Source organism: Rhodoferax sp. RT5P35 (genome assembly GCF_056521385.1).
Genome location: NZ_JBWMAX010000349.1, coordinates 1 through 1,047 on the forward strand (window position 1 = coordinate 1; position 1,047 = coordinate 1,047).

Annotated in this window: 2 protein-coding genes and 1 pseudogene; all 3 read right to left on the reverse strand. The window is 66.3% G+C overall.

Annotated features, from left to right (window positions below; genetic code table 11):
* A pseudogene (locus tag AC097L_RS26235) lies at nucleotides 1–341 on the reverse strand (fumarylacetoacetate hydrolase family protein); the annotation flags it as partial.
* Nucleotides 338–835: a bacteriohemerythrin gene (locus AC097L_RS26240; RefSeq protein WP_479589618.1), complete on the reverse strand. Its 498-nt coding sequence runs from the start codon at nucleotides 833–835 to the stop codon at nucleotides 338–340. The pseudogene AC097L_RS26235 and the gene AC097L_RS26240, both read right to left, overlap by 4 nt.
* The coding region (locus tag AC097L_RS26245; protein WP_479589619.1) for an SDR family oxidoreductase at nucleotides 835–1,047 on the reverse strand (213 nt) is incomplete at its 5' end. The genes AC097L_RS26245 and AC097L_RS26240, both read right to left, overlap by 1 nt.

A 1,047-nucleotide genomic window follows, 5' to 3' on the forward strand; every position in this document is an offset into this window, starting at 1 on the left:
AGGGCGCGGGTCTTGCGGGCAGCGGCAAAGCTTTGGCGCAGGTGCAATTCAAAGCACGAACAGTCACGCATCTGGATGGGTGGCTGAATAGGAGCTAGCAGCTTGACGGCACTGCGGGCACGCACGGCCTCGGCGGGGGCGCGGGCCAGCAGGGCTTTGGCCTCGGCCAGGGCATCGTCGCCGCCTTCGATCAGGGTTTGCACACTGCCCAACAAGGCCAGGCCGTCGCCGCCGCGTACCACCTGGCTAGCATGGCGCAAATCCAGAATGGCCTGGTCAGCCTCAAACAGGGCACCGGCGCGCTGGATGCCGTCGCTGCCTTGGAACGTAACGAGTCTCATGGGTGGGCTTTCGAGGAAATAGACGAGGAAATTGAAAAAGGCGTGTCGGGCTGGGTGGCACCACGGCGCAGAACCACCGGCGTGCCGCCGTGGCTGCGCTTGTTCATCCACTGCGACAGGGATGCATCCATGTAGTCGGCATGGCCTGGAAACCAGTCGGCCAGCGCCTGGGCCAGATCGCGGGCGACCTGGGTGGGCGTGCCTTGGCGCAGCAGGGCATCCACCTCGCGCACCGAGGCCAGCACGGCGGCATGTTCGTCGGCGTGGCACTGGGCGGCAGGAAAGTTGCTGCTGTCCATCCACTGCTGCTCTTCATCAAAATGGCGCACGGCGTGCTGCTCGAAGTCGGCCAGGCGCGCCAGCAGATCGGCGTCGGCGGCGGATTGCAGGGCGGCGACGCAGTCCACGAATTCACGGTGGGTGCTGTCCATGGCGGGCAGGCCGAGCAAATAGCTGTCGCGCCAGGCCATCACGGGCGGGGTGCTCTGGGCCATCACACCCTCCCGGCCACGGGCAGGCAGGCGCCGGTGACGGCATTGGCATCTTCGGACAGCAAGAACGCAATGACGCCGCTGAGCGACTGGGTCGACACCCAGCGGGCCACATCGGCATCGGGCATGTCGGCGCGGTTGGCGGGGGTGTCCAGAATGCTGGGCAGCACCGCGTTGACGTTGATGCCCCGGTCTTTAAGCTCTTCGGCCAGCGA